The organism is Variovorax palleresanus (assembly GCF_051144945.1).
Lineage (GTDB): Bacteria > Pseudomonadota > Gammaproteobacteria > Burkholderiales > Burkholderiaceae_C > Variovorax > Variovorax paradoxus_S.
This window is the reverse complement of the sequence record NZ_JBJNVP010000002.1, coordinates 2,656,863-2,681,012: the sequence shown is the minus strand read 5'-3', so window position 1 is coordinate 2,681,012 and position 24,150 is coordinate 2,656,863. Positions and strand designations below refer to the sequence as shown.

Here is a 24,150-nt window from a genome sequence, read left to right as displayed (position 1 = left end):
TGATCGAGCGGAACAACGGCAGCGCTTGGTGTGCACAGGGCGCCGGGTGCTCCCCGCAGCGAAACAAAGGAGGAGCCGAAGGCGGGGGACATTCGCGGAGGGGAGTACCCGGTGGCCTGTGCACACGCCCTGAACGAACGACACCCGAACACAAGCAACCCGCAACACAACACCGCGGTGGAACACTGAAATGAGCATCGCCGCCATGCACACAACCCACACTTCCCGCGCACTGCGCGTGAACGAAAAGGCCGCGAACCTCGACGCGCTGCAACTCGAAGCCGCGCCGCAGCCGGAACCAACAGCGCCCCCCGGCCATGCCGTGGTGCGAGTCGCCGCCGCAGCTGTGAACCCGAGCGACGTGAAAGCCGCGCTGGGCCTCATGCCGCAGGCCGTGTGGCCGCGCACCCCGGGACGCGACTTCGCGGGCACCGTGGTGAGCGGTCCCACCGAATGGATCGGCCGCGAGGTCTACGGCTCGGGCGGCGACATCGGCATCACGCGTGACGGTTCGCATGCACGCTACCTGGCGCTGCCCGAAGCGGCGCTGCATGCCAAGCCCCAGGGCATCTCGATGGACGAAGCCGGCGCGGTGGGCGTGCCCTTCGTCACCGCGTATGAAGGCTTTCGGCGCAGCGGCATGCCGCAGGCCGGGCAGACCGTTCTGGTGCTCGGCGCCAACGGCAAGGTCGGCCAGGCGGCGGTGCAGCTGGCCTCGCAGGCCGGTGCGCGCGTCATCGCGGTGCAGCGCCGCGCCGGACCCTTCGAAGGCTTCGCAAGTGGGCCGGTCGATGTGATCGATGCACGCCACCATGCCGACGTGGGTGCGCAAGTGCGCGAACTCACCGACGGGCGCGGCGCGCACATCGTCTACAACACCGTGGGCAGCGCCTACTTCGAGGCCGCCAACAAGGCGATGGCCAAGGGCGCGACGCAGATCTTCATCGCCACGCACGAGCGTGCCGTGCCCTTCGACATCTTCGCGTTCTACCGCGGCATGCACACCTTCGTGGGCATCGACTCGCTCGCCATGGACTGCGTGGCCTCCACCGCGCAGCTCGACGCGATGCGCGAAGGCTTCGAGCGCGGCACGCTGAAACCCTTTCCGGTCGCGCGGCACTTCACGCTCGACGAAGCCATGGACGCCTACCGGCTCGTGCTTTCGGGCAGCACCGACCGGGTCGTGCTGCGGCCCTGAACACAGATAGGAACCACCGCCATGCACGTGACCCGTTTCAGCGAAGCGCCGCACTACGAAGCGCCCAACCATTTCGACATGCGCTGCCTGCGCCTGCAGGGCAAGGAGGCCGGGCCCTCGACGCAGATGTGGATGGGCATGAGCCAGATCCTGCCCGGCGGCCACACCGGCCTGGACGGCTCGCCGATGGAGAAGTTGTACCTCGTGCTCGAAGGCCAGCTCCACGTGGTCGGCGAGCTCGACGGCGCGCATGAGGAAGAAGTGCTCGACCCCTACGACAGCTGCCGCTTCGCGCCCGGCGAAAAGCGCCAGCTCGAGAACCGAAGCAACCGGCCGGTGCTGGTGGCGCTGGTGATGCCGAACGCACCGCCCGCCGCCTAGCGCCCTCCTCTTTCCCGGTCATTCATCGCTCACCCAAACAAATCAACGGAGACAAGACGCATGAAGAAGACATTCAACCCGAGCCGCCGGCAGGCGCTCGCGATGGCCGCCGCGCTCGCGGCTTGCGCATTCAGCAGCGCACAGGCGCAGAACGCATGGCCCGGCACGCAGCCGATCAAGCTGGTGGTGCCCTTCACGGCGGGCAGCGGCACCGACATCGTCGCGCGCTTGGTGGCCGAGAAGCTCGGGCCGGTGCTGGGCACCAGCGTGGTGGTCGACAACAAGCCCGGCGCGGGCGGCACGCTCGGCGCGGCCATCACGGCCAAGGCGCCGGCCGACGGCACCACGCTGCTGGTGCATTCGGCGGGGCACCTCGTGAATCCGTGGATCTACAAGGGTTTGTCGTACGACACCCTCAAGGACTTCACGGGCATCACGCCGATGGCGAGCCTGCCCAACGTGCTGGTCACCGCGCCTTCGCATTTCACGAACGTGCAAGACCTGGTCGCCAAGGCGAAGGCCAAGCCGGGTAGCTTCAACTATGGCTCCGCGGGCAACGGCTCGGCCACGCACATGAACGCCGAAGTGTTCCGCCTCGCGGCCGGGGTCGACGCGCAGCACGTGCCCTTCCGCGGCACGCCCGAGGCCATGACCGAGGTGATGGCCGGGCGCGTCGACTGGTTCTTCGCGCCGATGGTGTCGGCCCTTCCGCTCATCAAGAGCGGCAAGCTGCAGGCGCTGGCGGTGGGTACGGCCAAGCGCTCGCCGGCGCTGCCCGACGCGCCCACCACGGTGGAAGCCGGCGTGCCGGGCTCCGAGTATTTGTTCTGGGTCGGGCTCTTCGCACCCGCGAAGACGCCGCAGCCGGTGGTGGACCGCCTGCAGGCCGAGGTCGCGAAGATCATGGCTTCGCCCGAACTGAAGGAGCGCCTCGACAAGCTCGGCGCCGAGCCCTTCACCATGCCTTCGGCGCAGTTCAACAAGTTCATCGCCGACGAAACGGCCAAGGCGCAGCAGGTGGTCAAGGCAGCCAGCATCAAGGTGGATTGAGCATGCTGCGCACCTTCCTGGCGATGGCTGCGGCCACCGCACTGCTGCTGCCGATCGGCACGCAGGCACAGCCGGCCGACTTCATCGTCACCAACGCGAAGATCGCGACGCTCGACGCCGCCTCGACCACCGCGCAGGCACTCGCCGTGCGCGAAGGCCGCGTCGTTGCGGTCGGCGGTGCCGGCGAGATGCGCGCGTTCTCGGGCCCGGGCACGCGCACGGTGGATGCCGGCGGGCGCACCGTGATTCCGGGGCTCATCGACTCGCACATGCACGCAGTGCGCGCGGCGCTGAGCTACTCGACCGAGGTCAACTGGATCGGCGCCGGCACCATCGCCGAAGCCATGGCGCGCATCCGCACCGCGGCCTCGCGTGCGCGGCCCGGCGGCTGGCTCATCGTGGCGGGCGGCTGGAACGAGCAGCAGTTTGCCGAGCGCCGCCGTCCCACCATGGCGGAGCTGCAGGAAGCCGCGCCGGAGCATCCGGTGTACGTACAGCTGTTCTACGAGGCGGTGGTGATGACGCCGAAGGCGCTCGAAGCGCTCGGGGTTGCGGCGGGCGCGCTGCCGGCCGGCATGAAGCCCGCGGCCGATGGCGCGCCGGGCTGGATGACGGGCGACATCGTCGGCATCTCGGCCCTGTTCGACAAGCTGCCCAAGCCGACCTACGCCGACAACGTGGCCGGCACGCGCGCCTTCTTCAGCGAGCTGAACCGCCTCGGCATCACCGGCCTGGTGGACCCGGGCGGCTTCAGCATCGCGCCGTCGCAATACGCGGCGCTGTTCGAGCTGTGGCGCGAAAAGGCGCTGACGCTGCGGGTGGCCTACAGCGTGTTCGCGCAGAAGCCCGGCGCCGAGCTGCAGGAGTTTCGCGAGCTGACGCAGATGCTGCCGATGGGCTTTGGCGACGACATGCTGAAGTTCAACGGGCTTGGCGAACGCGTGACGCTTGCGATGTACAACAACAATTTTCCCGATGCGGCAGCGAAGGAAAAGTTTTACGAACTGATCAAGTGGGCGGCGCTGCGCAAGCTGGCCGTCACCATCCACTGGCAGGAGAACGGATCGGTCGACCATCTGCTCGGGCAGTACGAAAAGCTCAACGCCGAGGTGCCGATCAAGGACCTGCGCTGGTCGATCGCACATCTCGACGACGCCTCGCCCGAAACGCTGGCGCGCATGAAGGCGCTGGGCATCGGCTGGACGATGCAGGACGCGATGTACTTCCAGGGCGACCGCGCGCTCACGGTGCGCGGCGAGGCGGCGCGCCGCATGCCACCGATCGGCAGCGCATTGCGCGCGGGCGTGAACGTGGGCGCCGGCACAGATGCGCACCGCGTGGCGTCGTACAACCCCTTTGTCGCGCTGCAATGGATGCTCGACGGCAAGACCGTGAGCGACAAGCCGATGCGCGGCGCCGACGAAACACCGACGCGCGAACAGGCGCTGCGGCTCTACACGGCGGGCAGTGCATGGTTCAGCTTCGACGAGGCCAAGCGCGGCACGCTGGAGGTCGGCAAGCTCGCGGACTTCGCGATCCTCGACCAGGACTTCTTCGCGGTGCCGGTGGAGCGCATCGGCAGGACGGTGTCGCTGATGACGGTGGTGGGCGGGCGCGTGGTCTATGCCGCGCGGCCTTTCGATGCAGCGGGCACCTCGGTCGCCGTGGCGCCATAGGGCTGAGCGAGCGCCTGCCGCACGTGCTCGCGCAGCACCGGCAGCACATCGCTTTCGAACCACGGGTGGTGCTTGAACCAGCCGGTGTTGCGCGGCGACGGATGCGGCAGCGGAATGAAGCGCGGCGCGTACTCCGCAAAGGCCTCGACGGTTTCGGTCACGCCGGCCTTGCGCGCCGCCCCCAGGAAATGGCGCTGCGCGTACTGGCCGATCAAGAGCGTCAGCTCGATGTTCTTCAGCTGCGCGAGCAGGCGCGCGTGCCACAGCTCGGCGCATTCCCTGCGCGGCGGCAGGTCGCCGCTGCTGCCGCGGCCCGGGTAGCAATAGCCCATCGGCATGATCGCGATCTGCGTGGCGTCGTAGAACACCTCGCGATCGATGCCGAGCCAGCGGCGCAATTGCTCGCCGCTCTTGTCGTCCCACGGCAGGCCGGTGGCGTGCACCGTCATGCTGGGCGCCTGGCCGACGATCAGCAGACGCGCGCTGGCGCTGGCCTGCACGACCGGCCGCGGGCCGAGCGGCAGGTGCGCGGCGCAGGCTCGGCAGTTGCGGATTTCCGCGAGGAGCGCGTCCATGACGCCAGCGAATGCGCTACGTGGAGGACGCAGAGGGTGCGGAGAACGGCCTGAAGAACCCGTCGAGGTCCGCACCCACCGCAGCGCCCGCGAAGCCATCGAAGCGCCCCTGCTCGGCGAGTGCGCGCGCGGCGCGGTCGAAGCCGCCCCAGGCCGCGCGTGCGAGCGCGCCCCCCACGCTGACCCGCCGCACGCCAAGCTCTGCAATGTCCTGCATGGTGAGCTCGCTGGCCCAGCCGATCAGCAGGTTGACGGGCTTGGGCGCCACCGCGGCGACCACGGCCGCAATCTGCTCGCGCGTGCGGATGCCGGGCGCGTAGAGGCAGTCGGCACCGGCCTCCGCGTAGGCCTTGAGGCGTGCGATGGCGTCGTCGAGGTCGGGCCGGCCGACGAAGAAATTTTCTGCGCGGCCCACCAGCAGCGTGTCCCCGCCGGCCGCATCGATGGCGCCGCGTGCCGCGCGCAAGCGTTCGACCGCAACGCCGATCTCGAAGAGCGGATTCGCCGGATTGCCGGTCGAGTCCTCGATCGACAGCCCCGCCACGCCGGTGTCGAGCGCCAGCCGCACGCTCTCTGCCACGGCTTGCGGATCGGCCCCGAAGCCATTTTCGAAGTCCGCGTTCACGGGCAGGTCGGTGGCGGCGACGATGTCGCGCAGGTGCGCCAGCACGACGTCGCGCGATTGGGCGCCGTCGGCCAGGCCCTGCGACCACGCATGGCCCGAGCTGGTGGTCGCCAGCGCCTTGAAGCCCAGCCCTTGCAGGTAGCGCGCGCTGCCAGTGTCCCAGGGGTTGGGGATGACGAAGCAGCCCTGCTCGTGGAGGGCGCGGAAATCGGCGCGCTTCTGCGCGGTGGTGCGGGTCATGAAAGCCTCGTCTTTCTTTCTTGCGTCGAAGGATGGGTTTTTAACGCAACGCCGCGGACATTGCGCGCTCGCACCGTTCGGTGTTCTGATCGGTCCCCATGCCTCACGCCATTTTGCTTTTCATCCATCTTCTCGCCGCCGCCTTCTGGGTCGGCGGCATGGCCACCCTGCACTTCGCCGTGCGTCCCGCCGCCGTCGCCACGCTAGAGCCGCCACTGCGCCTGCGCACCATGGCGGCGGCGCTGCGGCGCTTCTTCGTCGGCGTGGATGCGGCGGTCACGCTGCTGTTCGTGACGGGCGTGGCGATGATCCTGCTCGCGGGCGGTTTTCGCACGGTGCACTGGCGCGTCGAGGCCATGATGAGCATCGCCATCGTGATGGTCGGAATTTATGTGTACATCCGCGCCTCGGTGTTCAAGGCCCTGCGGCGCGCGGTGGACGAGAGCGCGTGGCCCGTGGCCGCCGGCCGGCTCGACATGATCCGCAAGCTGGTGACCCTGAACCTCGCGCTCGGCGTGGCGGTGTTCGGCGTGGCGATCCTGGGCCGCGCCGGCTAGACGGGCTAGTAGCTGCCTGCCGGCCCTTTCAGCTCCACGCCGTTGCCGTCCGGGTCGGCGATGTAGATCGAGGGGCCGTTGCCCTCGGCGCCGAAGTTGTTCTGCACGTCGCCATTCACCGGCACGCCGTGCTGTGCCATCAAGGTGCGAATCGCTGCTTCGTCGAAAGGCTCGATGCGCAGGCAGAAGTGATCGACGTTGCGCCCTTCCTTGCCGGCCAGGGCGCCGCCCTGCCGGCCGAGCGGCCCATCGTGCGTGACAAGGTCGATGAGGTTCGAGCCGGCGCGCAAGTGAACGAGCCCCAGGTCGTCGCGGCGCTTTTCAATTTCGCAGCCCAGCACGTCGCGGTAGAAGGCGATGGCGCGCTCCACGTCCTTCACGCGCAGCACGATGTGGTCGATGCGCAGCACCGAGAACGGGGGGTGCATCGGGCTGGTCATGGCTGCCATTTTTCCTCTTCTTCAGACCACGCCTGCCGAGCGCAGCGCATCGAAGCGCGCGGCGTCGATGCCGAACTCGGCCAGCACCTCGCGCGTGTGCTGCCCGAGCGCGGGCGGCGCGTGGCGCAGCACGGGCGGCGTGGCCGTGAGGCGCAGCGGGCTCGCCACGCCGGTGATGCTTTCGATGCCGTCGCCCGCATGGCGCGGCAGCGTGATGGCCAGGCCGCGCGACTTGACCTGTGCGTCGTCGAAGGCCTGCGCGATGTCGTTGATCGGCCCGCAGGGCACGGCCTTGTCTTCGAGCAGCGTGACCCAGTCGGCGGTGGTGCGCGTGCGCGTGAGCTCTTCCATCATCGGGATGAGCACGCCGCGGTGCTTCACGCGCAGCGTGTTGGTGGCAAAGCGCGCATCGGCCGCCCACTCCGCGTGGCCAGCCGCTTCGCAGAAGCGCGCGAACTGGCCGTTGTTGCCGATGGCCAGCAGCATCGAGCCGTCCAGCGTCGGAAAGTCTTGATAAGGCGCCAGGCTCGGGTGCGTGTTGCCCTGGCGCTCGGGCGCCTTGCCGGTGTTGAGGAACGCACTGGCCTGGTTGGCGAGGATGGCCATGCCCACGTCGAGCAGCGCCATGTCGATGTGCTGGCCTTCGCCCGTGCGGTCACGCACCTGCAGCGCCGCGAGGATGGCGGTGCTCGCATAGACGCCGGTGAACAGGTCGGTGAGCGCCACGCCCACGCGCAGCGGGCCGCCGCCGGGCACGTCGTCCGGACGGCCGGTGATGCTCATCATGCCGGTCATGGCCTGGATCATCAGGTCGTAGCCGGCGCGCTCTGCGTACGGGCCGTCATGGCCGAAACCGGTCACGCTGCAGTAGATGAGCCGCGGGTTGGCCGCGCGCAGGGCCTCGTGGTCGAGGCCGTATTGCTTGAGGCCGCCGGTCTTGAAGTTCTCCACCACGATGTCGGCCTGTGCCGCCATCTGCTTCAGCAAGGCTTGCCCATCGGCCGTGGCCATGTCGACCGTGACCGAGCGCTTGTTGCGGTTGCACGCGGTGAAGTAGCTCGCCTGGTCGGTGTCGTTGCCGTTCGCGTCCTTGATGAACGGCGGGCCCCAGGTGCGCGTGTCGTCGCCCACGCCGGGGCGCTCGATCTTGATGACGTCGGCGCCCAGGTCCGCGAGGATCTGCGTGCACCACGGGCCCGCGAGCACGCGGGACAGATCGAGGACCTTGATGCCGTCGAGTGCTGCGGGCTTGGCTGTCATGCGCTCTCGGCTCAGTTGGCGAAAGCGGCGATGCCCGTGATGGCACGACCCAGGATCAGCGCATGGATGTCGTGCGTGCCTTCGTAGGTGTTCACCACTTCGAGGTTCACGAGGTGGCGCGCCACGCCGAACTCGTCGCTGATGCCGTTGCCGCCCATCATGTCGCGCGCCAGGCGGGCGATGTCCAGGGCCTTGCCGCAGTTGTTGCGCTTCATGATCGAGGTGATCTCGACCGAGGCCGTGCCCTCGTCCTTCATGCGGCCCAGGCGCAGGCTGCCCTGCAGGCCCAGCGTGATTTCGGTCTGCATGTCGGCCAGCTTCTTCTGGATGAGCTGGTTGGCGGCGAGCGGGCGGCCGAACTGCTTGCGGTCCAGCGTGTACTGGCGGGCGCGGTGCCAGCAGTCTTCGGCGGCACCGATCGCGCCCCACGAGATGCCGTAGCGGGCGCTGTTGAGGCAGGTGAAGGGACCCTTCAGGCCTTGCACTTCAGGGAACGCGTTTTCTTCGGGGCAGAACACGCCGTCCATCACGATTTCGCCGGTGATGCTGGCGCGCAGGCCGACCTTGCCGTGAATGGCGGGGGCGGAAAGGCCCTTCATGCCCTTCTCGAGCACGAAGCCGCGGATCGGGCCGACGGTGCCGCTTTCGCTGACTTCCTTGGCCCACACCACGAACACGTCGGCGATGGGCGAGTTGCTGATCCACATCTTGGCGCCGCTGAGCGAATAGCCGCCCGGCACCTTCTTGGCACGCGTGACCATGCTGCCGGGGTCGGAGCCGTGGTCGGGCTCGGTCAGGCCGAAGCAGCCGATCCATTCGCCGGTGGCGAGCTTGGGCAGGTACTTCTGCTTTTGCGCCTCGGTGCCGAATTCGAAGATGGGCACCATCACGAGCGAACTCTGCACGCTGGCCATCGAGCGGTAGCCCGAATCCACGCGTTCGACTTCGCGGGCGATCAGGCCGTAGGCCACGTAGTTGAGGCCGGGGCCGCCGTACTGCTCGGGAATGGTCGGGCCCAGCAGGCCGAGCGCGCCCATTTCGCGAAAGATGGCGGGGTCGGTCTCCCCGGTGCGGAAGCCTTCGATGACGCGGGGCGCGAGGCGCTCCTGGCAGTAGGCATTGGCCGCGTCGCGGATCATGCGTTCTTCATCGGTCAGTTGCTGGTCGAGAAGAAGGGGGTCGTCCCAGTGGAATTGCGCTTTGGCGGCCATGTGGCTGTCTCCGGTATTGGGGGAAAAACGAAAGAGAGGGGGAATGGGGTCGATCCTAGCCATGCGGAGGGCCGGGCGCAAACGATGAATCCTCACCCAGATATGCGCTTAGCGCACATCTCGCACCTGCATGGAAAGACGTTTCCATTGGTAGCGGCACTTCTCCAGTCATACACTACCGGCATACATGCGCCGCAAGATCCCACCCCTGCAAACCCTCGTGTGCTTCGACGCGGCCGCGCGCCACGAGAGCTACACCCGCGCCGCGCAGGAACTCGCGCTCACGCAAAGCGCGGTGTCGCGCCAGATCGGCACGCTCGAAGCCTTCCTGGGCGTGGCGCTGTTCCGCCGCACCCGCCACGGCGTGGCGCTCACGGCCAGCGGCGCGGCCTACGCGCGGCAGATCACCAAGCGGCTCGAAGCGATGGAGCGCGACACGCTCGACGCCATGGCGCACCAGGGCGAAGGCGGCTCGCTCTCGCTGGCGGCCGTGCCCACCTTTGCCACCCGCTGGCTGATGCCGCGGCTGAAGGGCTTCGCGGCATTGCAGCCCGACGTGGTGGTGCACATCGAGACGCGCACGCGCCCCTTTCTCTTTGCCGATGCGGAGTTCGACGCCGCGCTGTACGCCGGCACACCCGCGCAGGTCGAGAACTGGGCCGGCACGCGTGCGCTGCTGCTGATGCACGAGGACGTGGTGCCGGTGTGCAGCCCTTCGCTGTTGCCGCGCGGCAAGGCCGTGGCGCCGGCGGTCATCGCGCAGATGCCGCTGCTGCAACAGAGCACGCGGCCCGAAGGCTGGCGCCAGTGGTTCGATGCGCAGCAGATCGATGCGCCCAATGCGCGCGGCGGGCCGCGCTACGAGCTGTTTTCCATATTGGCCGCGGCCGCATCGCACGGGCTCGGCGTGGCGCTGATGCCCACGATGCTGGTGGCCGACGAACTCGCGCGCGGCGAACTGGTGGTGGCCTGCGCGCGGCCGCTGTCGGGCGAGCGCAATTACTACCTCGTGACACCCGAGCGCGCCGACCAGCGTCCACTGCTGAAGTTCTTCAGCGACTGGCTGCTGGGCGAGGCACGGCGCGGCTCGCCGTAAGAAGCTGCCGATATGATGGTCCGCATCGCCCCGCGGACCGTCTTCTTCCGCCCCTCACACCATGCTGAACAACCTCGCTCCCTTTCTCGTGCACTGGGCCATCACCGCGCTGTCGCTGTGGGTGGCCAGCCTGATCTTTCGCGGCATCAAGTTCGAGAGCACTTCGGCGCTCGTGATCTCGGCCCTGCTGCTGGGCCTTGCCAATGCCATCGTCAAGCCGCTCCTGATCGTGCTCACGCTGCCGCTGACGCTTCTGACCCTCGGCCTGTTCCTGCTGGTGATCAACGCGCTGATGATCATGCTGGTGGCCGCGATGGTGCGCGGGTTCAAGCTCTCGGGCTTCTGGACGGCGTTCTTCGCGAGCATCTTCATTTCGCTCCTGAGCATCGGGATCGATTCGCTGGTGAACAGCGGCGATCCGGCAACGACCATCCAGATGCCGACGGGCAGCGGCAAGTGGCTGTAGGCCTGTGGGCCTGCAGGGCTGCACCCATGTCCGGAAACAGCGAGCGCCGCAGCCGCGCCAGTCGCACACTGGCGGCATGCCGATCTCTGCCAAAAAATTCGTTGCCGCTCTCGATTGGCCCCGCATCGAAACCGACCTCGCGACGCGCGGCTCTGCAACCACGGGCGTGATCTTCAGCCCGGAGGAATGCAACGCGCTGGCGGCGCTGTATGACGAACCGGACCGTTTCCGCAGCCGCGTGGTGATGCAGCGGCACGGCTTCGGGCAAGGCGAGTACCAGTACTTTGCCAACCCGCTGCCGCCGGTCGTGGCCTCATGGCGCAGCGCGCTGTACGAGCGCCTGGCGCCGCTTGCCAACGCTTGGGCCGCCGCGATGGGCCAGCCCGCCGCCTATCCGGCGGACCATGCCGCCTACCTCGCGCGCTGCCATGCGGCGGGGCAACTGCGCCCCACGCCGCTGCTGCTGCGCTACGGCGAGGGCGACTACAACTGCCTGCATCAGGACCTGTATGGCGACCTGCAGTTTCCGTTGCAGCTCACGGTGCTGCTGAGCCGGCCGGGCGAAGATTTCACCGGCGGCGAATTCGTGCTCACCGAGCAGCGGCCGCGCATGCAGTCGCGCGCCGAAGTGGTGGCGCTCGCGCAGGGCGAGGCGGTGATCTTCGCGGTCAACCAGCGGCCGGTGGCAGGCACGCGCGGCACCTACCGCGTGACGATGCGCCATGGCGTGAGCCGCGTGCGCTCGGGGCGTCGCCATACGCTGGGCATCATCTTCCACGACGCGCGCTAGGGCCTCACGACGCCGCGCGCCGCGCCGCGAATTCCACGTACCAGGCGAGCGAAGCGGGGTTGGCCATGGCCTCGCGATTGACCACCTTCTCGAGCGGCTGGCCCAGCAGCAGCTTCTTGATCGGCAGCTCCTGCTTCTTGCCCGAGAGCGTGCGCGGAATCTCGTCCACCTGGAAGATGTCGTTGGGCAGGAAGCGTGGCGAGAGCGATGTCTTGATGGCGCCGTTGATCTTCGCGCGCATGGCGTCGTCGAGCGCCACGCCGGGGCGCAGCACCACGAAGAGCGGCATGTAGCTTTCGCGGCCGAGGTATTCGAGGTCGACCACCATCGAGTCGAGCACTTCGGGCAGAGCCTCCACGGCGCTGTAGATCTCGCTGGTGCCCATGCGCAGGCCCTGGCGATTGATGGTGGCGTCGCTGCGGCCGTAGATGATGCAGCCGCCGTCTTCGCCGATCTTGATCCAGTCGCCGTGGCGCCAGACGCCGGGGTAGGTGTCGAAGTAGCTCGACAGGTAGCGCGCGTTGCCTTCGTCGCCCCAGAAGTACAGCGGCATCGACGGAATGGGCCGCGTGCAGACCAGCTCACCCACTTCGCCGATGACGGGCTGGCCGTTCTCGTTCCATGCCTCGACAGCGTGGCCGATCTGCCGGCACTGCATCTGGCCGGGTACCTCGGGCAGCTCGCGGTTGCCGCCGACGAAGGCGCCGCAAAAATCCGTGCCCCCCGAAATATTGCACCACCACACGTCGCTGGCGCCGGCGGCCTGCAATTGCGCCGTGCCCCAGCGCTGCACGTCTTCGGACAGCGGCGAGCCGGTGCTGCCGAGCGCGCGCACGCGCGACAGGTCGCCGCATTCGGACGCCACCACGCCGGCCTTCATGCAGTTGGTGAAGTAGGCCGCGCCGGCGCCGAAGAAGGTGATGCGGTGCTTCGCGACGAAGCGCCACAGCACGGCCCAGTCGGGCTTCTCCTTGCTGCCGGCCGGATGGCCGTCGTAGATGACGATGGTGGCGCCAAAGGCCAGGCCCGAGAGCTGACAGTTCCACATGACCCAGCCGGTCGAGCTGTACCAGTGAAAGCGTTCGCCGAAGTTGTTGGCGCCGTAGCTCGCGCCGACGTCGTTGTGCAGGCCGCAGGCATACATCGTCATGATGATGCCGCCCTGCCCGTGCACGATGGGCTTGGGCAGGCCGGTGGTGCCGCTCGAATAGACGATCCAGATCGGATGGTCGAAGGGCAGCCACTCGGGTTCGAAGGCCGCCACCTCGGCGTCGTTGCGTGCAATGGCGTCGTGCCAGTCGGCATCGGCGGCGAGCTGTTGCGCGGCATGCGGCGTGCGGAGCAGCAGCAGCTTCTGCACGCTGGGCAACGCGCCGCGCAGCTCCTGCACCACGGCGCTGCGGTCGATGGGCTTGGTGCCGTAGTGCACGCCATCGGCGGCGATCAGCAGCTTGGGTTCGATCTGTCGGAAGCGGTCGACCACCGCGGCCGTGCCCATGTCGGGCGCGCACACGCTCCACACCGCGCCGATGCTCGTGCACGCGAGAAACGCCACCATGGTTTCGGGCACGTTGGGCATGTAGACCGCCACGCGGTCTCCGCGCTGCACGCCCAGCGAGCGCAGCGTGAGCGCGACCGAGGCCACCTGGCGGCGCAGCTCGGGCCAGGACAGCTCGCGCACTTCGCCGAGTTCGTTGTCGCTCACGATGGCGGGCATGCCGGCCGCATGGGCCGCATCGGCGTGGCGCAGCACCTCGCGTGCGTAGTTGACCTGCGCACCGGGGAACCACTTGGCGCCGGGCATGCGCGCGTCGGCCAGCACCGCAGTGTGCGGCGTGGGCGAGCGCATGCCGACGTAGTCCCAGATGCTCTGCCAGAACGCGTCGAGGTCGGTCACGGACCAACGCCACAGTGCGTCATAGGTGTCGAACGACAGGCCGCGCTGGTCGCGCAGCCAGTCCTGGTAGAGGCGGATCTGGGGGATGTTGGGGGCGGACATGCGTCGAGCGTAATGCCGTGCCACGCGCCGCTCAATCGGGGTTGACCTCAGGGTTTGTACGTGTGTTCAATAGTTTTGTACAGATGTTCAATACGCTCCGATGAACACCCGTACCCCGCCCGCCAGACGAAGCGCCCACCGTGCCGCGGCCACCAGCGCCGAAGCGGCCCGGCCCGACCGGCGCCACGCGATCCTGCTGGCGGCGGAAAAGCTCTTTGCGCAGCACGGCTACCACGCGGTCACCATCCGCCAGATCGCCGAGGAAGCGGGCGTGCCGCTGGCGCTGGTGGGCTACTACTTCGGGCCCAAGCAAGAGCTCTTCCACGCCATCTTCGAGCACTGGAGTCACAGCATCGAGGAGCGGCTCGCGGGCCTCAAGGCGGTGAACAACGACCCCGACGACGCGCGCACGCTGCCGCGCATCATCGAGGCCTTCACCGGGCCGGTGCTGGCGCTGCGTGCGAGCGCCGAGGGCGAGTACTACGCGCTCCTGGTGGCACGCGAGCTCTACCACGCCACCGAGGAAGCCGACCGTGTGCTGCGCGGCTACTTCGACCCGCTGGCCGAGGCCTACATCGACGCGCTGCACGTCGCACTGCCGCATGCCACGCGCGGGCAGGCCGCCTGGTGCTACCAGTTCTCGCTCGGGGCGCTGCTGCATCACCTGACCGACAGCCGCATCGAACGGCTCTCGCACGGCGAGAACCGGCGCAGTGATCCGGCGGCGGCGCCGATGCTCGTGAACTTCATCGTCGGCGGGCTGCGCGCCGCGCTGCCGCGGCCCAAGGCACCGCCAAAGAAAACCACCTCCAGGAGACAAAAGACATGATGAAAAGACGCACCCTGCTGTCGGCGCTGGCCGCCGCATCGGCCGCCGCGGCGCTGCCTTCGCGCGCGCAAGCGAACCCGAAGATCGTGTTCGGCTACACGGCCGTGTCCGACTTCGCCTCGGTCTTCCTGGCCGCCGAAGAGGGCTACTTCAAGAAGCGCAACCTCGACGTGGAGCTGAAATTCATTCCGCTCAACTCCACCATTCCCGCGGCGCTGCAGTCCGACTCGCTGCAGATCGGCGGGCCCACGCCTTCGGTGTTCCTGCAGGCGGTGGACGGCGGGCTCGACCTGGTGCTGGTGGCCGGCGGCGGGCTCACGTCGAAGACCATCACGGGCTTCGGCCTGGTGGCGCGCGCCGGCTCGGGCATCAAGAACCCGCAGGATTGCGTGGGCAAGAAGATTGGCGTGCCCGGGCTCGGCGCGTTCCTGCACGTGACCTTCCGCGCCTGGCTCAAGGACAGCGGCGTGGACTACCGCAAGGTCAACTTCGTCGAGGCCTCGTTTCCGCAGCATGCCGATTTGCTGCGCGGCGGCTCGGTCGATGCGGTGGTGTCGGCCGACCCGTTCATGAGCCGCATCACGGAGAGCGGCGCGGGCTACGTGGCGTCGTACTACTCCACCTTCCTGCCGGAGAACAACCAGACCATCGTGCATGCGGCCAAGCGCGAATGGGTGACGAAGAACCCCGCTGCTGCGCGCGCATTCCGCGAGTCGCTGGTCGAGGCCGCGGCCTTCATGCAGCAGCCGAAGAACGATGCCAAGGTGCGCGCGGCCATCGGCAAGTACATCAAGCTGCCGCCCGAGGTGCTCGCGAAGATCCAGATCTCGCCGCCCGGCGCCATGGTGAACGAGAAGCAGCTGGGCTACTGGGTCGGCCTGATGAAGGACCAGGACATGCTGAAGACGCCCATCGACGTTGCGAAGTTGATCGCCAAGTGAGCGCTGCCGCCGACTTTCTTCGCTTCGACGGCGTTGCGATCCGGCTCGGCGGGCGCGAGATCTTGTCGCCCACCTCGTTCGACGTGGCGCGCGGCGAGTTCGTCTGCATCGTCGGCCCGAGCGGCTGCGGCAAGACCACGCTGCTGCGCGCGGCCAGCGGGCTCGTGACCGCGAGTGCCGGCGAGGTGCGGCGCAACGGCGTCAAGATGACGGAGCCCTCGCGCGAAGTGGCCTTCGTGTTCCAGGACTACGGCCGCGCGCTCTTGCCCTGGCGCACGGTCGAAGGCAACGTGAGCCTCGCACTCGAAGCGGCCGGCGTGCCCGCCGCCGAGCGCGCGCCGCGCATTGCCGACGTACTGGGCAAGGTGGGCCTTGCGAAACATGCGCAGAAGTTTCCGGTGCAGCTTTCGGGTGGCATGCAGCAGCGCGCGCAGATTGCCCGCTGCCTGGCGCAGAAGCCCGAGCTCATGATGATGGACGAACCCTTCGGCGCGCTCGATGCGCTCACGCGCCAGAGCCTGCAGGACGAACTCGCGCGGCTGGTGCGCGACGATGGGCTCACGGTGCTTTTCGTCACGCACGACCTGGAAGAAGCCATCTACCTCGGCGACCGCGTGATCGCGCTGCAGGCCAATCCGGGGCCGGGCCGGCCCAGTCTCGCGCGGATGATCGACGTGAAGATTCCGCGTCCGCGCGACCAGCTCACGACCAAGGAGCATCCCGAGTATCTGCAGCTACGGCGCGAGCTGTTCGCCTTCATCGAGCAGGGCCATGACTGAAAGCCGCCTGCTTCGTTGGGTGCGGCCGTGGGTGTTTCCTGCGCTGCTCGTCGGCGCGTTCGAGTGGTATGCGCGGCGTGCGGCGGCGTTGGGCAGCGATGCGCTTGCCCCACCGAGTGCGGCCGCCAAGGCCTTCGTCGGTGCGGCGCTCGACGGTTCGCTGTGGCAAGCCACCGGCTTCACGCTGGGCACGGCCGCCCTCGGCCTGCTGCTGGGCGCGGTGCTCGGCATCGCGCTCGGGCTGGTGCTCGGCCTCTCGCGCCGCACGGCGCAGTTGGGCTCGATGTCGATCGAGGTGCTGCGGCCCGTGCCCTCGGTGGCGCTGATTCCGCTCGCGATGCTGACCTTCGGATTCGGCGTGCGCATGGAGCTGGCCATCGTCGCCTTCGCCACCTTCTGGCCGCTCTTGGTGCTGGTGCAGTCGGCGGTGCAGCAGATCGAGCCTCGGCTGCTCGAGGTGAGCCGCGTGCTGGGCCTCTCGGCGCGAGAGCGGGCTTTCAAGATCGTGCTGCCGGCCATCGTGCCGCGCCTGTTCGTTGCGCTGCGGCTGGGCGTGGCGGTGGCGCTGGTGGTGGCGGTCACGGTGGAGATCGCGGCCAACCCCAACGGCATGGGCTACGCGATGATGATTGCGCAGCAGAGCTTCGATCCCGCGCTGATGCTCGCGTGGCTGGGCTGGATCGGCGTGGTGGGCTTTGCGGTCAACGCGGGCATGCTGCTGCTGCAGCGCGTGGTTGCGCGGCGCATGGGGGTGCAGCCATGAACGCCGGAAACCGCCGCCTCGTGGGCATGAACTGGCTCGGTTCGTTCGCCGTGCTGTGCGCACTCGTTGCGCTGTGGTGGACGGCAAGCAATGCGGGCTGGGTGAGCCGCGTGTTCCTGCCGACGCCGCAAGCCACCTTGGTGAGCCTGCTCGAAGGGCTCAATCTCTCAGGCGGTTCGGGGAACGGCGAACTGCTCGCCTTCACTCAGGCCACGGTCGGCCGCATGGTGCAGGGCTGGTTGCTGGCCTCGCTGTTCGGCGTGCTGCTGGGTGCGGCCATCGGCGTGTCGCCCGCGGTGCGCGCCTGGGTGCAGCCGACGCTCGAATTCATCCGCCCCCTGCCCGCCTCGGCGCTGCTGCCGCTGGCCATTTCGATCTTCGGGCTGAACCCCGGCATGGTGCTGTTCGTGGTGGCCTTCGGCGCGATGTGGCCGGTGCTGCTGGCCACCGTGCACGGCTTCGCGGCCGTGGAGCCGCGGCTGTCGGAGGTGGCGCGCTGCCTGCAGATGTCGCGCGCGGCTTTCGTCTGGAAGATGGGCCTGCCCAATGCCATGCCCGACATTCTGGCCGGCATGCGGCTCGCGTTGACCATTGCGCTCATCGTTGCGGTGGTGGGCGAAATGATCGCCTCGCAAAGCGGCCTGGGCCAGGCCATTCTTCTCGCGGCGCGCGCGTTTCGCGCCAGCGACCTGTTCGCCGGGATCGTGCTGCTCGGGCTCATCGGCTTCGTGAGCAACGCGCTGCTGGCCTTTGCCGAGAAGCGGCTGCTGCGCTGGCAGCAGCCCTGAACTCTTCACGCCCCGTCCATACCAACACCGTACAAGGAGCTCACATGCCACGCAAATTCGTCGACCTCTCGATCTTTCTCGAAAACGATGTGCTCTCCGATCCGCCAGCCTTCGCGCCGAAGATCCAGTACTTCACGCACGAGCAGACCTACGAGCAGATCGAGCCCTTCTTCCCGGGCTTGAAGAAGGAAGACCTGCCCGATGGCGAAGGCTGGGCCGTGGAGCTGGTGCAGCTTTCCACGCACAACGGCACGCACCTCGATGCGCCCTATCACTTCCACTCGACCATGGACAAGGCGCTGGGCGAGAAGAAACCCGCCATCGCCATTCACGAGGTGCCGCTCGAATGGTGCTTCCAGCCCGGCGTGAAGCTCGACTTCCGGCATTTCGCCGATGGCTACGTGGTGACCGCCGACGACGTGGAGGCCGAGCTCAAGCGCATCGGCCACACGCTGAGCCCGCTGGAGATCGTGGTGGTGAACACGCGCGCGGGCTCGCGCTACGGCAACCCCGACTACGTCTCGGCCGGCGCGGGCATGGGCTACGAAGCGACCATGTACCTGCTGGAGCGCGGCGTGCGCCTCACGGGCACCGATGCATGGAGCTGGGACGCGCCCTTCGTGCACACCGCCAAGAAGTACGGTGAGACGCAGGACGCCTCGCTGATCTGGGAAGGCCACAAGGCCGGCCGCGACATCGGCTACTGCCACCTGGAGAAGCTGCACAACCTCGAGGTGCTGCCGCCCACGGGCTTTTTCATCAGCTGCTTTCCGCACAAGATCCGCGGAGCGTCGGCCGGGTGGACGCGCGCGGTGGCGATCTTCGACGACGCGCTGATGGCGTCGGTCTGAACGCGGGAGGCGAGAGATAAATGATTGCGCTCAACCACACGCACGACGCCCGCGTCAGGAGCTGGGTCGACACCGCGAATATCGAAGGAACCGACTTCCCGATCCAGAACCTGCCGTATGCGGTGTTTCGTCGCACGGGCAGTCCGGAACCGTTTCGCGGCGGCGTGGCCATTGGCGACCAGGTGCTCGACATGGCGGCGCTCTCCGCACGCCAATTGCTCGACGGACTCGCCCTCGATGCGGCGCGTGCCGCCGCGCTGCCGGCGCTGAACGATTTCTTCGCGCTCGGCGGCGCCGCCTGGCAGGCGTTGCGCCACGCGGTGTTTGCATTGCTGCGGAGCGATGCAGCTGCCGCCACGGTGTATGCCGTGCGCGAGTGCCTGGTGCCGCAGGCCGAGGTCGAATACACGGTGCCCGCACGCATCGGCGACTACACCGACTTCTACACCTCCATCGATCACGCGCTGAACATCAGCCGCCTGATGAATCCCGAGGGCGACGTGACGCCCAACTTCCGCTGGATTCCCACGGCCTATCATGGACGCGTATCGACCATCGGCGTCAGCGGCCAGCGCTTCCATCGGCCGATGGGCCAGACGATGGCGCCGGGCGCGAAGGCGCCCACGTACCACGCCTGTGCGCGGCTCGACTACGAGCTGGAGCTGGGCGTGTGGATCGGCGAGGGCAATGCCGCCGGCGAGCCGATTCCGCTCGCGCGCGCGGAAGAACACATCTTCGGCATCTGCCTGCTCAACGACTGGTCGGCGCGCGACATCCAGTTCTGGGAGATGGCACCGCTCGGGCCCTTTCTTGCCAAGAACTTCGCGACCACCATCTCGCCGTGGATCGTGACGATGGAAGCGCTTGCGCCCTACCGGCAGGCATGGACGCGGCCCGCCAATGAGCCCCAGCCGCTCGACTACCTTGAAAGCCCGGCGAACCGTGACAGCGGCGCCATCGACATCCGCCTGGAGGTGTGGCTGGAAAGCGAGAAGGCGCGCGACGACAGAAGCGGGCCTTCCCGCCTGTCGCGCACGAGCTTCAAGCACCAGTACTGGAGCGTGGCGCAGATGGTGGCGCACCACACGGTGGGTGGCTGCAGCCTGAATCCGGGCGACCTGTTCGGGAGCGGAACCATCTCGGGACCGGGGCCGGGCGAGGCCGGCGCGATCATCGAGTTGACGCGCGCCGCGCAAAGCCCCGTCACGCTGGCCAATGGCGAAGAGCGCGGATTCCTCGAAGACGGCGATGCCGTGCTGCTGCGCGGCTGGTGCGAAAAGCCAGGGCATGCGCGCATCGGCTTCGGCGAAAGCCGTGGAACGGTGCTGCCCGCAAGAGGCTGAAAAAATTCGCAGCGCCCAAAAGAAAAGGCCACCGGTGAGGTGGCCTTTTGCATGAAATGTGGAGCGGGAAAAGAGTCTCGAACTCTCGACCTCAACCTTGGCAAGGTTGCGCTCTACCAACTGAGCTATTCCCGCATTTCAGGAGTCGAATTATAGAGGGATTTTTGGGGCTGTTTTGAGCGGTCGGGTTTCGAACACCACCAAGAGCCGCGGCCCTAACGCACGAGACCCGGTTTCCGACGACGGAGAGGTCCCACACCAGCGAGCGGCCATCTCGCACATGGCGACATAGGAGCGGCCCGCGACGGTAGCGACCGAACTGGCCCCAAGCCGGTTCGGGCCGATCACCGGCCATCTTCAAACGAAAGGAAAAGTCACCTATGAAGCAGCAACAACAACACAAGTCCATCGTCGTCGGCGCCTTGCTCGCAGGCCTGCTTGCCATGAGCGGTTTCGCACAGGCACAAGGCGTGGGTGTCGGCGTGGGCGTGAATGCCGATGTCAACACCTCGGGTGCCGTCAAGACCGCACCGGCCCAGGGCAGTGCAGGCGCAGGGGCGGGAACCGCCGCAACGGCCGGCACCTCCACTTCCACTGGCGGAAATGCCGGCGGTGCAGCGGGCGGCCTGGGCAACACGCTCGGCGGCGTGGTGGGCGGTGCAACGGGTGCCGTGGGCAAAGCGACCGATACGGTCGGCGGTGCCACCGGGGCTGTGAGCGGTGCGACGGGCGCCGTCGGCGGCGCCACCAATGCGGCAGGCGGCGTCACGAACACCGTGGGCGGCACGCTGAACAGCGCGACCGGCGCCGTGGGCTCGGCCGGCGGCGCGGTGAAGCCTTCGGGCGCCGGCGTGAAGGCCAGCGGCAAGGCGAAGGGCTCGGGCGCCGTCGACGTCACGAAGTAAGACGCTGGAGCCGTAAACGCCCATGAAGCCCGCAGCGCTCGCGCGTTGCGGGCTTCTTTTTGTTTGGCGAATCAGGCGGGCGGCTCGAGCCTGAACAGGCTCGTGACTTCCACATCGAGCACCATGAGTTCGCGCTGATTGAAGAGCCGCCAGCGCCAGCGCAGGATGCCGAGCGTGGGCCGCTTCTCGGAACGCCGCGCCTCGATGACATCGGCCACCAGCCGCAGGGCATCGCCCGGCCGCACCGGGTGCGGCCATCGCACATGCTCGAGCCCCGGCGACGCGAACGACTCGGAGCCTTCAAGTGCGGCATCGACCACGAGGCGCATTGCGATGGAGCAGGTGTGCCAGCCGCTCGCGATCAGTCCGCCAAAGGCGCTGTCCGCCGCGGCCACGGGATCGGTATGGAACCACTGCGGGTCGTAGGCCTGCGCGAACCCGATCAGCTCCTTTTCAGAAACGACATAGGGCCCGGCCTCGATGACCTGGCCGGGGTGGAAGTCGGCGAACTTCATTCGCCGGAGCTTAGTAGGTTTCGAGATGCAGGCGGCCTTCGCGCTTCAATGCGGCACCGACGGTGTCCCAGTCGAGTCCGGCTTCCTTGGCGACATCGCGCAAGGCGAGCACCACGCCTTCTTCCATGCTCTTGAGGCCGCACACGTAGAAGTGGCTCGCGCCGTCTTTCAGCAGCGCGGCCAGGTCGGCGGCGCGTTCGCGCATCAGGTCCTGCACGTAGCGCTTGGGCTGTCCCGGCGTGCGCGAGAACGCGAGGTTGATGTCGATGAAGTCTTTCGGCAGCGACTGCAGCGGGCCGAAGTACGGCAGCTCCTGCTGGGTGCGCGCGCCGAAGAACAGCATGAGCTTGCCGCCTTCGAACTTGCCGCTCTTGCGCAGGCGCCGGCGCCATTCGGTCATGGCGCGCATCGGTGCGCTGCCGGTGCCGGTGCAGATCATCACGATGTGCGACCTGGGATGGTTCGGCATCAGGAACGAGGTGCCGAAGGGCCCGACCACCTGCACCGTGTCGCCCACCTTCAGGTCGCACACGTAGTTGGAGCACACGCCGCGCACCGGGTCGCCCTGGTGGTCTTCGGTCACGCGCTTCACGGTGAGCGACACGTTGTTGTAGCCGGGCCGCTCGCCGTTGCGCGGGCTGGCGACCGAATACTGGCGCGCGTGGTGGCGCTTGCCGATGGCATCGACGCCCGGCGGAACGATGCCGATCGACTGGCCTTCGAGCACCGGGAACGGCACCACGCCAAAGTCGAGCACGATGTGGTGGGTCTCGCTGTCGAAGCCCGCCTCGGTGCAGTTGAAGTTGCCGACCACGGTGGCGGTGGTCGGCGCCTTGGGCGCAAACAGGTTGGTGTAGGCGTGCGCGGCCGACCACGGGGGCACAGTGGCGCCGTATTGCGCCGAGTTGAAAACCGGCTCGACGGATTCGACCGCGGCCTGGGCTTGCGCCTGGGTCTGTGCGGGCACGGCGGCTGCCGCATCGCCGGCTGCTTCGGCCGATACGCCCGCGGCTTCGAACTCTTCGGGAGAAAGCTCGGCAGGCAGCGATTCCCAGGTGAGCTGCTCCTCGATGGAGTAGGCGCGCACCAGCGGCATCGTGCGCCAGTTGTCGATCGAACCCGTGGGGCACGGCGAGATGCAGGCCATGCAGCCATTGCAGACGTCGGCCCGCACGACGTAGTTGTTGTCGTCGTGCGTGATCGCGTTGACGGGGCAGGTGGCCTCGCAGGTATTGCAGCGGATGCAGATCTCGGGGTCGATCAGGTGCTGCTTGATCACTCCGGCTTCAACGGCCATGTCCATGTTTTTTCTCCTTTCCCTCGCCCCTTGGGGAGAGGGTCAGGGTGAGGGGGCGGCAGCTTGTCGTGGGGACGCCGCCTACCCTCACCCCTGCCCTCTCCCCGAGGGGAGAGGGAGTCATACCAATCAACCGAAACGCACGTACTCGAAATCGACCGGCTGGCGGTTGATGCCCATCACCGGCGGCGAGATCCAGCCGGCGAACTTGCCGGGCTCCACCACGCGGCCCATCAACGATGCCACGAAAGCGAAGTCTTCGGCGCTCGGCAGCCATTCGTCCCTCTTCGCGGCCCATTCGACCTCGTTCACCACGCGGCCTTCGGGCGACATCTTGATGCCGGCGAGCGCCCCGATCTGGCGGTTGAAGGCCTTGTGCGGCACCGACAGGCGGGTCGGGATGCCGGCCTTCTCGAGCACCTTGTTCCAACGGCCCACGCCGGCCACCGAGTCCTTGATGAAGTCGTCGCGCAGCACTTCGTTCAGCGCGTTGAGCATCGGCACTTCCTTCTCCAGGAGCTGGCCGTCCTTCACCTCGAGCACCTTGTAGGTCTGGCCCTTGAGCACGTGGTCGTCGCCGCGCTTGCCTTCTTCGTAGCGGCCCTTCAGGCCCGAGCTGTAGAAGATGGCGGCGTTGCTCGACTGATCGGCGCCGAACAGGTCGATGGTCACGCTGTAGTGGAAGTTCAGGTAGCGCTGGATCGTGCCCAGGTCGATGGCGCCGGCGGCACGCACCTTCTGCGGGTCGTCGGTCTTGAGCTCGTTCATGACCTGCGCAGTGCGCGCCAGGACACGCGACACGCCGCTCTCGCCCACGAACATGTGGTGCGCTTCTTCGGTCAGCATGAACTTGGTGGTGCGCGCGAGCGGATCGAACGCGCTCTCGGCCAACGCGGCCAGCTGGAACTTGCCGTCGCGGTCGGTGAAGTAGGTGAACATGAAGAACGCGAGCCAGTCGGGCGTCTTCTCGTTGAAGGCACCCAGGATGCGCGGGTTGTCCACGTCGCCCGAGGTGCGCTGCAACAGCGCCTCGGCTTCCTCGCGGCCGTCGCGGCCGAAGTGCTTGTGCAGCAGGTAGACCATGGCCCACAGGTGGCGGCCTTCTTCCACGTTGATCTGGAACAGGTTGCGCAGGTCGTACATGCTCGGCGCGGTCAGGCCCAGGTGGCGCTGCTGCTCGACCGATGCGGGCTCGGTGTCGCCCTGCGTCACGATGATGCGGCGCAGGTTGGCGCGGTGTTCGCCGGGCACGTCCTGCCAGGCCTTCTCGCCCTTGTGGTCGCCGAAGTGGATCTCGCGGTTGGCATCGCCTGGGTTCAGGAAAATGCCCCAGCGGTAGTCGCGCATCTTCACGTGGCCGAACTGCGCCCAGCCCTGCGGATCGACGCTCACCGCCGTGCGCAGGTACACCTCGTGGTTGGTCGATCCCTCGGGGCCCACGTCGTCCCACCAGTTGATGAAGTTGGGCTGCCAGCCTTCGAGTGCGCGCTGCAGCGTGCGGTCCTCTCCGAGGTTGACGTTGTTGGGGATCTTCTCGCTGTAGTTGATCGTGCTCATCGTTGTTCCTTGGGTTGT

At 67.7% G+C, this 24,150-nt stretch carries 25 protein-coding genes and 1 tRNA gene; 16 read left to right on the top strand and 10 right to left on the bottom strand.

The features are described 5' to 3' along the window. Positions 1-190 precede the first annotated feature (190 nt). The 4 genes from ACJ7Z0_RS16610 to ACJ7Z0_RS16595 are packed head-to-tail and all read left to right on the top strand — an operon-like array spanning position 191 to position 4,305. Positions 191-1,198 (top strand): quinone oxidoreductase family protein, encoded by a 1,008-nt coding sequence (locus tag ACJ7Z0_RS16610; protein WP_434790688.1) that lies wholly within the window; start codon positions 191-193, stop codon positions 1,196-1,198. A 21-nt stretch (positions 1,199-1,219) separates the two neighbouring features. Next, positions 1,220-1,579, top strand: coding sequence for a cupin domain-containing protein (locus tag ACJ7Z0_RS16605; protein WP_434790687.1), 360 nt, complete (start codon positions 1,220-1,222; stop codon positions 1,577-1,579). A gap of 60 nt (positions 1,580-1,639) precedes the next feature. Beyond that, positions 1,640-2,629, top strand: a complete 990-nt coding sequence (locus tag ACJ7Z0_RS16600; RefSeq protein ID WP_434790686.1) for a tripartite tricarboxylate transporter substrate binding protein — start codon at positions 1,640-1,642, stop codon at positions 2,627-2,629. Positions 2,630-2,631: 2 nt separating this feature from the next. Further along, a complete protein-coding gene (locus ACJ7Z0_RS16595; RefSeq protein ID WP_434790685.1) occupies positions 2,632-4,305 on the top strand; it encodes an amidohydrolase in 1,674 nt (557 codons plus the stop codon). Here ACJ7Z0_RS16595 and ACJ7Z0_RS16590 read toward each other — a convergent pair. After that, a complete protein-coding gene (locus tag ACJ7Z0_RS16590; protein WP_434790684.1) occupies positions 4,251-4,880 on the bottom strand; it encodes a uracil-DNA glycosylase family protein in 630 nt (209 codons plus the stop codon). The two genes, ACJ7Z0_RS16595 and ACJ7Z0_RS16590, sit on opposite strands and share 55 nt — an antisense overlap. A gap of 16 nt (positions 4,881-4,896) precedes the next feature. Then, a complete protein-coding gene (locus ACJ7Z0_RS16585; RefSeq protein WP_434790683.1) occupies positions 4,897-5,745 on the bottom strand; it encodes an isocitrate lyase/PEP mutase family protein in 849 nt (282 codons plus the stop codon). A 98-nt stretch (positions 5,746-5,843) separates the two neighbouring features. Between ACJ7Z0_RS16585 and ACJ7Z0_RS16580 the strand changes: the two genes are divergently transcribed. Further along, the gene (locus tag ACJ7Z0_RS16580) at positions 5,844-6,302 is read left to right on the top strand and encodes a CopD family protein (protein WP_434790682.1); all 459 of its coding nucleotides are present in this window, start codon (positions 5,844-5,846) and stop codon (positions 6,300-6,302) included. A 5-nt stretch (positions 6,303-6,307) separates the two neighbouring features. Here the strand turns inward: ACJ7Z0_RS16580 and ACJ7Z0_RS16575 are convergent, their stop codons facing one another. The 3 genes from ACJ7Z0_RS16575 to ACJ7Z0_RS16565 are packed head-to-tail and all read right to left on the bottom strand — an operon-like array spanning position 6,308 to position 9,213. After that, positions 6,308-6,742: a VOC family protein gene (locus tag ACJ7Z0_RS16575; RefSeq protein ID WP_434792678.1), complete on the bottom strand. Its 435-nt coding sequence runs from the start codon at positions 6,740-6,742 to the stop codon at positions 6,308-6,310. 21 nt (positions 6,743-6,763) lie between these two features. Further along, positions 6,764-8,002 carry a CaiB/BaiF CoA transferase family protein gene (locus ACJ7Z0_RS16570; RefSeq protein WP_434790681.1) on the bottom strand — a complete coding sequence of 413 codons (1,239 nt, stop codon included), beginning with the start codon at positions 8,000-8,002 and terminating at the stop codon, positions 6,764-6,766. 11 nt (positions 8,003-8,013) lie between these two features. After that, complete coding sequence (locus ACJ7Z0_RS16565; RefSeq protein ID WP_431126016.1) at positions 8,014-9,213, bottom strand: acyl-CoA dehydrogenase; 1,200 nt, start codon at positions 9,211-9,213, stop codon at positions 8,014-8,016. Between the two features lie 187 nt (positions 9,214-9,400). Here ACJ7Z0_RS16565 and ACJ7Z0_RS16560 point away from each other — a divergent pair, with 187 nt between their 5' ends. From ACJ7Z0_RS16560 to ACJ7Z0_RS16550, 3 genes are all read left to right on the top strand, one after another. Next, positions 9,401-10,309 (top strand): LysR substrate-binding domain-containing protein, encoded by a 909-nt coding sequence (locus ACJ7Z0_RS16560; RefSeq protein WP_431126018.1) that lies wholly within the window; start codon positions 9,401-9,403, stop codon positions 10,307-10,309. A gap of 61 nt (positions 10,310-10,370) precedes the next feature. Continuing rightward, positions 10,371-10,775: a phage holin family protein gene (locus tag ACJ7Z0_RS16555; RefSeq protein WP_055807015.1), complete on the top strand. Its 405-nt coding sequence runs from the start codon at positions 10,371-10,373 to the stop codon at positions 10,773-10,775. Positions 10,776-10,851: 76 nt separating this feature from the next. After that, positions 10,852-11,565, top strand: a complete 714-nt coding sequence (locus ACJ7Z0_RS16550; RefSeq protein ID WP_434790680.1) for a 2OG-Fe(II) oxygenase — start codon at positions 10,852-10,854, stop codon at positions 11,563-11,565. A 4-nt stretch (positions 11,566-11,569) separates the two neighbouring features. On the opposite strand, the gene ACJ7Z0_RS16545 is transcribed toward ACJ7Z0_RS16550, so the two are convergent. Then, the gene (locus ACJ7Z0_RS16545) at positions 11,570-13,564 is read right to left on the bottom strand and encodes an acetoacetate--CoA ligase (protein WP_434790679.1); all 1,995 of its coding nucleotides are present in this window, start codon (positions 13,562-13,564) and stop codon (positions 11,570-11,572) included. Positions 13,565-13,664: 100 nt separating this feature from the next. On the opposite strand from ACJ7Z0_RS16545, the gene ACJ7Z0_RS16540 reads away from it, so the two are divergent. From ACJ7Z0_RS16540 to fahA, 7 genes are read left to right on the top strand one after another with little or no spacing between them, the layout of a single operon-like run. After that, entirely contained in the window at positions 13,665-14,393 is a 729-nt protein-coding gene (locus tag ACJ7Z0_RS16540; protein ID WP_434790678.1) for a TetR/AcrR family transcriptional regulator, read from the top strand. After that, a complete protein-coding gene (locus ACJ7Z0_RS16535; RefSeq protein WP_434790677.1) occupies positions 14,390-15,334 on the top strand; it encodes an ABC transporter substrate-binding protein in 945 nt (314 codons plus the stop codon). Before ACJ7Z0_RS16540 ends, ACJ7Z0_RS16535 begins: the two co-directional genes overlap by 4 nt. Then, positions 15,331-16,113, top strand: a complete 783-nt coding sequence (locus ACJ7Z0_RS16530) for an ABC transporter ATP-binding protein (protein ID WP_434790676.1) — start codon at positions 15,331-15,333, stop codon at positions 16,111-16,113. The genes ACJ7Z0_RS16535 and ACJ7Z0_RS16530 overlap by 4 nt, the downstream gene beginning before the upstream one ends. Next, complete coding sequence (locus ACJ7Z0_RS16525; RefSeq protein WP_434790675.1) at positions 16,106-16,876, top strand: ABC transporter permease; 771 nt, start codon at positions 16,106-16,108, stop codon at positions 16,874-16,876. Before ACJ7Z0_RS16530 ends, ACJ7Z0_RS16525 begins: the two co-directional genes overlap by 8 nt. Continuing rightward, the gene (locus ACJ7Z0_RS16520; protein ID WP_434790674.1) at positions 16,873-17,664 is read left to right on the top strand and encodes an ABC transporter permease; all 792 of its coding nucleotides are present in this window, start codon (positions 16,873-16,875) and stop codon (positions 17,662-17,664) included. The genes ACJ7Z0_RS16525 and ACJ7Z0_RS16520 overlap by 4 nt, the downstream gene beginning before the upstream one ends. Before the next feature lie 44 nt (positions 17,665-17,708). Further along, a complete protein-coding gene (locus ACJ7Z0_RS16515; RefSeq protein ID WP_431126034.1) occupies positions 17,709-18,515 on the top strand; it encodes a cyclase family protein in 807 nt (268 codons plus the stop codon). A 20-nt stretch (positions 18,516-18,535) separates the two neighbouring features. Next, positions 18,536-19,858, top strand: coding sequence for a fumarylacetoacetase (fahA, locus tag ACJ7Z0_RS16510; protein ID WP_434790673.1), 1,323 nt, complete (start codon positions 18,536-18,538; stop codon positions 19,856-19,858). 59 nt (positions 19,859-19,917) lie between these two features. On the opposite strand, the gene ACJ7Z0_RS16505 is transcribed toward fahA, so the two are convergent. Continuing rightward, positions 19,918-19,993, bottom strand: a tRNA-Gly gene (locus tag ACJ7Z0_RS16505). Between the two features lie 245 nt (positions 19,994-20,238). On the opposite strand from ACJ7Z0_RS16505, the gene ACJ7Z0_RS16500 reads away from it, so the two are divergent. Next, on the top strand, positions 20,239-20,763 hold the full coding sequence (locus tag ACJ7Z0_RS16500; RefSeq protein ID WP_434790672.1) for an adhesin: 525 nt from the start codon (positions 20,239-20,241) through the stop codon (positions 20,761-20,763). A gap of 71 nt (positions 20,764-20,834) precedes the next feature. Here ACJ7Z0_RS16500 and ACJ7Z0_RS16495 read toward each other — a convergent pair whose 3' ends face one another. The 3 genes from ACJ7Z0_RS16495 to boxB all read right to left on the bottom strand — a co-directional run bounded on the left by ACJ7Z0_RS16495 (position 20,835) and on the right by boxB (position 24,132). Further along, complete coding sequence (locus ACJ7Z0_RS16495; protein WP_434790671.1) at positions 20,835-21,278, bottom strand: MaoC family dehydratase; 444 nt, start codon at positions 21,276-21,278, stop codon at positions 20,835-20,837. Positions 21,279-21,288: 10 nt separating this feature from the next. Continuing rightward, positions 21,289-22,581, bottom strand: a complete 1,293-nt coding sequence (boxA, locus tag ACJ7Z0_RS16490; protein WP_434790670.1) for a benzoyl-CoA 2,3-epoxidase subunit BoxA — start codon at positions 22,579-22,581, stop codon at positions 21,289-21,291. A gap of 123 nt (positions 22,582-22,704) precedes the next feature. Then, on the bottom strand, positions 22,705-24,132 hold the full coding sequence (boxB, locus tag ACJ7Z0_RS16485) for a benzoyl-CoA 2,3-epoxidase subunit BoxB (protein WP_431126051.1): 1,428 nt from the start codon (positions 24,130-24,132) through the stop codon (positions 22,705-22,707). Between the last annotated feature and the right edge of the window lie 18 nt (positions 24,133-24,150).